The 7,390-nt window shown below is 65.1% G+C and carries 8 protein-coding genes and 1 tRNA gene; 5 read left to right on the top strand and 4 right to left on the bottom strand.

Features of this window, described 5'->3' with window-relative positions:
- Positions 1-293 precede the first annotated feature (293 nt).
- A complete protein-coding gene (locus tag IVB28_RS29010) occupies positions 294-947 on the bottom strand; it encodes a histidine phosphotransferase family protein (RefSeq protein ID WP_247530912.1) in 654 nt (217 codons plus the stop codon).
- 202 nt (positions 948-1,149) lie between these two features.
- Between IVB28_RS29010 and IVB28_RS29005 the strand changes: the two genes are divergently transcribed.
- Positions 1,150-1,971 carry a 3'(2'),5'-bisphosphate nucleotidase CysQ gene (locus IVB28_RS29005; protein WP_247530910.1) on the top strand — a complete coding sequence of 274 codons (822 nt, stop codon included), beginning with the start codon at positions 1,150-1,152 and terminating at the stop codon, positions 1,969-1,971.
- Positions 1,972-1,983: 12 nt separating this feature from the next.
- Here IVB28_RS29005 and IVB28_RS29000 read toward each other — a convergent pair whose 3' ends face one another.
- Positions 1,984-2,469 carry a YHS domain-containing (seleno)protein gene (locus IVB28_RS29000; RefSeq protein WP_247530909.1) on the bottom strand — a complete coding sequence of 162 codons (486 nt, stop codon included), beginning with the start codon at positions 2,467-2,469 and terminating at the stop codon, positions 1,984-1,986.
- A 139-nt stretch (positions 2,470-2,608) separates the two neighbouring features.
- On the opposite strand from IVB28_RS29000, the gene IVB28_RS28995 reads away from it, so the two are divergent.
- From IVB28_RS28995 to IVB28_RS28985, 3 genes are all read left to right on the top strand, one after another.
- The gene (locus IVB28_RS28995; protein WP_247530907.1) at positions 2,609-3,214 is read left to right on the top strand and encodes a DUF1134 domain-containing protein; all 606 of its coding nucleotides are present in this window, start codon (positions 2,609-2,611) and stop codon (positions 3,212-3,214) included.
- Positions 3,215-3,335: 121 nt separating this feature from the next.
- Positions 3,336-4,631 (top strand): hypothetical protein, encoded by a 1,296-nt coding sequence (locus IVB28_RS28990; protein WP_247530906.1) that lies wholly within the window; start codon positions 3,336-3,338, stop codon positions 4,629-4,631.
- Positions 4,632-4,791: 160 nt separating this feature from the next.
- A tRNA-Val gene (locus IVB28_RS28985) sits at positions 4,792-4,866 on the top strand.
- Positions 4,867-5,090: 224 nt separating this feature from the next.
- Here IVB28_RS28985 and IVB28_RS28980 read toward each other — a convergent pair.
- Entirely contained in the window at positions 5,091-5,768 is a 678-nt protein-coding gene (locus tag IVB28_RS28980) for a hypothetical protein (protein ID WP_247530903.1), read from the bottom strand.
- A gap of 289 nt (positions 5,769-6,057) precedes the next feature.
- Here IVB28_RS28980 and IVB28_RS28975 point away from each other — a divergent pair, with 289 nt between their 5' ends.
- Complete coding sequence (locus tag IVB28_RS28975) at positions 6,058-6,831, top strand: SDR family NAD(P)-dependent oxidoreductase (protein ID WP_247530901.1); 774 nt, start codon at positions 6,058-6,060, stop codon at positions 6,829-6,831.
- A gap of 24 nt (positions 6,832-6,855) precedes the next feature.
- Here the strand turns inward: IVB28_RS28975 and greA are convergent, their stop codons facing one another.
- Complete coding sequence (gene greA, locus IVB28_RS28970) at positions 6,856-7,338, bottom strand: transcription elongation factor GreA (RefSeq protein WP_247530899.1); 483 nt, start codon at positions 7,336-7,338, stop codon at positions 6,856-6,858.
- Positions 7,339-7,390: the final 52 nt, after the last annotated feature.

Raw genomic sequence — 7,390 nt, 5'->3', positions numbered from 1 at the left:
CGTTGTTCGGCTCCTGCTCGAACTTCACCAGCTGATTGTCAACGGTGTCCAGGCTCTCGCTGGTCTCCGTCAGAAACTCCCGCAACAGATCATCCATGAAAACAGACCTTCATACAGGAAGGGCGCGCACGAGGTGTGATGCGCCATTTCGGAATGGGGCCAGCTTCACCGCAAAGCGTTTAATATTGGTTGAGTATGTGCAAAAGAACGGAACCAACAAAGAGATAAGGCGCTCCGGACAAGCCGAAGCGCCTCGTAAAGATTCGATTAAGAGGCCGGGCGCGACGCGCTGTTTACGAAGCGGTAACGGTGATGGCTTCGCCTTCCGGCGCAAGCTTCACGGTGAGCCCGCAGGCCTGCGCCAACAGCCGCGTATAATAAGGCTGGATCGCGTGCGCATCCGCGGCAGGCCCGCGTTCGCCGCTCAAGAGCTCGGCGATGTTCTGCGGCAGGCGCGCGTTATGGCCGGTCGCGGTAATGCGAAAACTCATCGTTTCGCCCTCGCCAATCGGATCAATCGCCAGCATACCGCCGCGCGGGATCGTATGCTGGGCGACGACCAGCATGTTGAGCAGCAGCTTGACGCGGTTCTTCGGCATCAGGATACGCGGCAGATTCCAGGTGATCGAGCACTTGCCATCCTCGATGTGGCCGCGCGCCATGGTCTGGGCATCGCCGAGATCGATCTGCGCGCCGGAGGAGCCGGCCGCGCCGAAGGCAAGACGGCAGAACTGGAGCCGGGCGGAGGCGGTCTTGGCGCTCTTGCGAATGAGGTCGAGCGCGAATTCGCGGTCTTCGGGCTTGGGATCGTCGTCGAGCACTTCGAGGCCGTTGACGATGGCACCGACAGGGCTGATGAGATCGTGGCAGACCCGAGAGCACAGCAGCGCTGCGAGTTCGAGCATATCGGGAGCAGTAGCGGTCGCGGGCGACGAGGCGTCAGACATATAAGGGGTCCTGGAGGGTTCCTGGAATTGCACGGCGCTGGACGCCGCGAATCACGCATGCTTGACGGATGCTGCGGGTTCTAACATTCGCCAGCCCGCGGCAGCTAGCTTGCGATCGCGTCGAGGCGGTCATAAGCCCAACCGAATCGATCAGGGGCGAATCAGTCGAGAGGAACGAATTGCCGATGATTGAGGCATCCAGGTGAAGCGGATCATCGACGGCGCGGCCGCATCGGGCCTGATGGAGCCGCTGACGGCGCTGGTGGTGAAGGCGGGCGAGGCGATCCTCAGGGTCAACCGCGCGGCGATGCGGGTCGACGGCAAGCAGGACGGCTCGCCGGTTACCGAGGCCGACCTTGCCGCCGACCGCATCATCGCGGAGGGCCTGGCCCAGCTCGCAGGCGATGTCCCGACGCTCTCGGAAGAGCGGACCCATCTCGCCTCCCCGCCGTTCGAAGGCAGCTTCTTCCTGATCGATCCGCTCGACGGCACCAAGGAGTTCGTCGCCGGTCGCGACGAGTTCACCGTCAACCTCGCCCTCGTGACATCGGGCGTGCCGCTGCTGGGCATCGTCAGCGCGCCCGCGCTCGGCCTGCTGTGGCGCGGCATCGTCGGCCGCGGCGCCGAGCGCGTGCGGTTTGACGGCGCTATCATCGGCGCGGCCGAGCCGATCCACGCCCGCAAGCTGCCGGCGCAGGGAGAGCCCTGGATCGCGGCGGTGAGCCGCTCGCATGGCGATCCCAGGAGCGAGGCGTTCATCGACAACAGGCCCAATGCCGTCAGACGGAGGGCCGGCTCGGCCGTGAAATTCGGCCGGATCGCGGAAGGCAGCGCCGACATCTACCCCCGCTTCGGGCCTACCTGTGAATGGGACGTCGGGGCCGGCGCTGCGGTGGTGACGGCGGCCGGCGGCAGGGTCACCGATGGCAGCGGGGGCGAGCTCCGCTTCGGCCAGCGCAGTGACACCGGCTTCATCATCCCGGAGTTCATCGCCTGGGGCGACCCACAGGCGGCAGAACCCTGAGGCGGTACGCATCTATTGACTGAGCTGTTCCCAAAGCGCCGGCCAGCGCTTGCCCACCTCATAGAGGAACCGCTCTGGGTCGGCGGCAAAGGCATCGCGATTGGTTTCCCGGCTGAACAGGTACAGCCGCTGCGCCACGATCGCGAAGAAACGGGGATTGCCGGCATTGGTGACACCGCGGGCGATATCGGCGGGATCGTAGCCGCCGAATTGGGGCCCATAGATTTCCGGATGGGCCAGGAAGGAAGCCCGGTTGCCCTCATTGCGGAAGCGCCAGACCGCGCCCCAGAGATTGGCCTCGAACTCGGCCGTCCCCTGCGCCGCCCCGCCGTCGACGAAATAAGCGACGGGATCGAAGCCCTCGATGGCGACACCGGTGAAGCGGTTGACGACGATCCGCTCGGTGGTGGCGGCCACGGCCGGCAACGCCGAGCCGGCGATCCATATGCCCGACAGCAGGCAGACGAGGAGGCCGATCAAGGCAATTCCGGGGCGCAAAGGGCTATCTTCCTGCCGTTGTGCCGTCATAGTTGCTGCGGATAACATCCGAGTCGAGGGGACATCCGGCGCAACCTAGGGCCGCGCCTGTTGGCGCCAGGTTAAGGAAGCGACCGGTTTCGGTACCAGGGGTTCTTTTATGACTTTCGCATCACGCCTTGCTGCGCTCGCGCTCGTCGCGATGGTGGGCTGGATCGTGCCGGCCTCCGCCCAGCAGGCGCCGCCGCCCGATTTGCCGCCGCCGCAGCGGGCCCCGACGCCCAGCACTTACGGGCCGGACGAGCTCGTCGGCGCCGGCCACCGCTTCTTCGGCAACGTCTCCCGCGGGCTCGCCTCCATCATCGAGAAGGCGGTCAGCCAATGGGGCCTGCCGAACGGCTATATCCTGGGTGAGGAAGGGTCCGGCGCCTTCGTCGCCGGCCTGCGCTACGGCGAAGGCACGCTCTACACCAAGAACGCCGGGGACTTGCGCGTCTACTGGCAGGGCCCCTCGCTCGGTTTCGACTGGGGCGGTGACGGCGCGCGCACCATGACGCTGGTCTACAATCTGCCCGCCACCAACGCGATCTACCAGCGCTTCGCCGGCCTCGATGGCTCGGCCTACATCATCGGCGGCTTTGGCATGACGGCGCTCACCGCCAACAACATCGTACTGGTGCCGATCCGCTCCGGGCTCGGCCTGCGACTGGGCGCCAATATCGGCTATCTCAAATACACGCCGCGCGCGACCTGGAACCCATTCTAGGCTTTCCTTCTTCCGTCCGCCCTCGGGATCAAGGTTAACGACAGGCCGGGGCTGGCTTTTTGCCGCCCCGCCATGGCATGGTCGTTGGTGAATTTTTCCTTAAAGTTGGGAGTTCTGGCCCATGGTCGAGCCGATCATGTACTTGGCGATCGGTTTCCTGCTCTCGATGTTGTTCGGGCTCGCGATCGTGCCGCTGGTGCATAACCGCGCCGTGCGCCTGACCACGCGCCGGCTCGAGGCCGCAACGCCGCTGTCGATGGCCGAGATCCAGGCCGACAAGGATCAGCTCCGCGCGGAATTCGCCATGTCGGCGCGACGGCTCGAGATGAGCGTCGACCAGCTCAGGAACAAGACCACGAGCCAGCTCGCCGAGCTCGGCAAGAAGAGCGACGCCATCAACCGCATGAAGATCGAACTCGGCGAGAAGAACGCCACGATCTTCGCGCTCGAGGCCCGCGAGAAGGCGGTGAAGGAGCAGCTCCGCGCCACCGAGGAAGAGTTCAGCGCCAAGACCCAATCCTTGCGCGAGGCCGAGATCGCGCTTGCCGACAAGCAGGCCGAGCTCGCCAAGATCAACACCGAGCTCTCCGACCGCTCAATGATGGCGGAGAGCCGCCAGGTCGAACTGGTCGCGGTACGCGCGCAGATCGAAGAGCTGAAGAACCGCGTCGGCGACGCCGAGAAGGAGTTCGCGGCGACGCAGGCGCGGCTCGCGCAGGAGCGTCTGGAATCGGAGACCGCCTCACGCGAGCTCGGCGATGCCCGTGGCCGGGTCGAGAATCTGAGCCAGCGCGTCACCGAGCTTGATCGCCAGCTGATCGGACAGGTCAAGGAAGCCGAGATGCTGTCGGGCCGCGTCACCGACCTCGAAGGCCGCCTCGCCACGCAGGGCAAGCTGCTCGCCGAGCGCGACTATGAGAACAACCAGCTGCGCCAGGCCAATGAGACCAACGAGCGCACCATCAAGGAGCTGCGCGTCGAGATCGCGGGCTTGAGCGGCGGCAAATCGTCCGCGGCCATGGAGGCGCTGCGCGCCGAAAAGACCGCGTTGGAGGAGCAACTCCGCACCGCGCGCGACGAGCGCGCCAAGCTCCAGCGCGACATCAATGCGATCCAGCAGCAGGCCGAGAGCTCCTGGGCGACCGAGCGCATGGAGAATGCCCTGCTGCGCGAGCGCATCAACGACATCGCCGCCGAGGTGGCAAAACTCGCGATGCAGCTCGAAGGCCCGAACTCGCCGATCGAGGCGCTGCTGGCATCCGAGGCCGGCCAGCCGCCGAAGCCGGCACCGCGCCCGGCCAACGATGCCGCAACCAACGGCGCAGCCGCCCGCCTGCCGGAGGGCGGCGGAACGCTGGCCGAGCGCATCCGGGCGCTGCAGGCCCATGCCTCCCGCGCCCGCCAGCAGGGCGCGTAAGCGGCCACAAATCCGGCGTCCGTCGCTAATTGCGTGCGGGGGCCAAGGTTTTCCGGCCACGCGGCGCCTGGAAACTTGACACCTCAAGCCCGCACTTCTAAATCGCGGGCTCCGATGCGCCGGCCGGCCGAAAAGGTCCGGGCGTCTGCATGATGGTCCCGGGCGCATAGCTCAGCGGGAGAGCGTTCCCTTCACACGGGAGAGGTCCAAGGTTCGATCCCTTGTGCGCCCACCATCCATCTTCCTGAATCACCCTGATTGCGGACGATCCTGATCGTATGGCGACCGTCGTCACCCGTGCCGTCAAAATAATCGAAAAACAACCCCATGCACAGTAGCCGACCTCAGTCGGATCAATGGGTTGCGAATTCCGAATTCACGTTTGTGCCGTCGGGCAAAACAGGGGCATGATGCGTCGTCGGGGGAACGCCCCCACACGCAGCAACGCCACCTAAATCTTCAAACCGACGGAGCCGGCCGCCAGGCCGCGTAGAGACCGACGAGGGTCCCGATCGCGACCAGCGCCGCCGCCAGCAGCAGCTGCAATTCGCCCTCGTCGGTCGGGCCGACGGACGACACTATTCTGGTTACGACGACGAACAGAATGCCCACCGCGGCGGCTGCACCGACGCTGAGGTAAGCGAGCTCTCGCGTCAGGCTGCGGCCGAGAAGTCCGAGTGCAGTGAAATACATCGCGCTGGCGTTGGGGTGAACGAACAAGGCCACGCGCGCATAAGGACCGTAGGCGTCGAACAGCTGCTCACATCGGCTCAGTGCCGCTTTCGAGGCCACCCGCTGCAGGAACGGCCTGAAAAAACGAGCCTGTCCGTAACTCAAGACGGCGCCCACGATGATGGCGAGCCACGCCACGGCAAAGACGGAGAGATCCGCGGACTTCGGGTTGAGCGCCACGGACATCAGAATGAGCGCGGTTCCGGGAAAATAGCCGAAATACGGGAAGACCGACTCCAGCAGCACACAGACGAACATGAAGACCGGAAACCACCATGAACCGGCTGCACCCCGGACGATGGCGTTCAAGTCGAAGAGATCCGTCTTGTACAGGACGAGGTACATGCACATGGCTAGTCCAGCCAGAGCATAGAACGGCAGCGCACCCGACAGAAACCGTCTCATCCGAGGATCGGGCTTTGCTTTGCGGAGACAGCGAAGGCGATCGATATCAGCACAAGACGACGGAAACGCATGGCTCATGCTGTAGGCGAATGAGATTGCTCCTGTCGATAACTATCTTTGCCCTACCCTTCGCCTCGTTTTTGCGACGCGGCCCCCGCACGCGCCCTCTTTTTGCGGAACGCAGCTCAAGCGCAAGTGTTGAGCGCGATCACCTTGGTTAGATGGACCAGGCATCGGAAACGATTCGCAGACAGTAAGTGCGTTCGCGAAAGAGCCGAAGGAGCAGCGCATGGCGACGGTATTCATCACGGGAAGCACGGACGGTCTCGGCCGGGCGGCGGCACAATCTCTGCTGGATCAAGGTCACCGCGTGGTCCTGCACGCGCGCTCGGTCGATCGTGCCGCAGCGCTGGCTGAGCTCGAATCGCGTGCCGCGGGGACCGTCGTTGGTGACCTCGCAAGCGCGGCGGAAGCGAGGAGCATCGCCGACCAGGTCAACGCGATCGGGCGCATGGATGCGGTCATCCACAATGCCGGCGTTTACACACGGCCGAGCCGTGGCTCCACGCCGGAAGGCCATGCCGAGACCCTGGCCATCAACACGCTCGCCCCGTATGTGCTCACGGCCCTGATCCGGCGGCCCGGCCGATTGGTGTATCTCAGCAGCGGATTGCATCGCGGTGGAGAGGGCTCGCTGGACGACATCGATTGGACCAAGCGGCGCTGGGACTCGGCCAAGGCCTACGCCGAGAGCAAGCTGCATGTGGTCGCCCTGGCGTTCGCACTGGCGCGGCGCTGGCCCGACGTCCTCAGCAACGCCGTCGATCCCGGATGGGTGCGCACGAAGATGGGTGGTTCCAGTGCTCCGGTCGATCTCGCCACCGGGCAACGGACCCAGACCTGGCTGGCGGTGAGCGAGGAGCCCGCTGCCCTGGTCAGCGGGCGCTACTGGCATCACCTGCGGCAGGAGGCGCCAGCCGATCAGGCGAGGGATCCGAAATTTCAGGACGAACTCATTGCAAGCTTGAGCAAGCTCACGAGCGTCGAGCTCCCGCAGGCCTGAGCGGAAGCCAATGGGCGTTGCGCGTTACGCGATCGCGAGAATCTCGATCTCCTGCGTCCCCGAACCCACGACGTCGCCGACGGCCTTCCCCATCAATGACCGCGCGACCGGCGCGACGAACGAGATCGTCCCCGCCTTCGGATCGGCCTCGTCCTCGCCCACGATGCGATAGGTCTGCACGCGGCCGTCAGCGCGGCTGAAGGTCACGGTGCTGCCGAAGGCAACGAGATCTGTCGAGGTCGGATCGGGCACGAGCTGCGCGGTGCGCAGGCGTTCGGTCAGATAGCGGGCGTCGCGCAAGGGCACAGCCGACTGCCGGCGTTTCTCGTTGGCGTCATCGATGGCTTGCGCGGCTTCATAGGCCGCGCGGGCTTCCGCAAGCTGCGCCTGCAACGCTTGCAGGCCCTTTTCCGTGACGAGGTTCGGATCCGGCGAGATCGGGCGATCCGGCAACAGCGTCTCGGACGCAGTCTCGGCGCTTTCTTCCTTGGTAAAGGCGACGCTCAATTTCAGATTCCTGTCGACCTGTCCGGGCAGCGCGTTGCCGCCGTAGGCATTT

It is taken from the genome of Bradyrhizobium sp. 199 (genome assembly GCF_023073355.1).
Lineage (GTDB): Bacteria > Pseudomonadota > Alphaproteobacteria > Rhizobiales > Xanthobacteraceae > Bradyrhizobium.
Note: the sequence above shows the minus strand (reverse complement) of the source record. Positions and strands in the feature narration are given on the sequence as shown.

What these genes read in the sequence shown, in the direction of transcription:
- IVB28_RS29010 (WP_247530912.1), bottom strand. Translation starts at nt 947, where the DNA reads ATGTCTGACGCCTCGTCGCCCGCGACCGCTACTGCTCCCGATATGCTC.
- IVB28_RS28995 (WP_247530907.1), top strand. Translation starts at nt 2,609, where the DNA reads ATGACTTTCGCATCACGCCTTGCTGCGCTCGCGCTCGTCGCGATGGTG.
- IVB28_RS28990 (WP_247530906.1), top strand. Translation starts at nt 3,336, where the DNA reads ATGGTCGAGCCGATCATGTACTTGGCGATCGGTTTCCTGCTCTCGATG.
- IVB28_RS28980 (WP_247530903.1), bottom strand. Translation starts at nt 5,768, where the DNA reads ATGAGACGGTTTCTGTCGGGTGCGCTGCCGTTCTATGCTCTGGCTGGA.
- IVB28_RS28975 (WP_247530901.1), top strand. Translation starts at nt 6,058, where the DNA reads ATGGCGACGGTATTCATCACGGGAAGCACGGACGGTCTCGGCCGGGCG.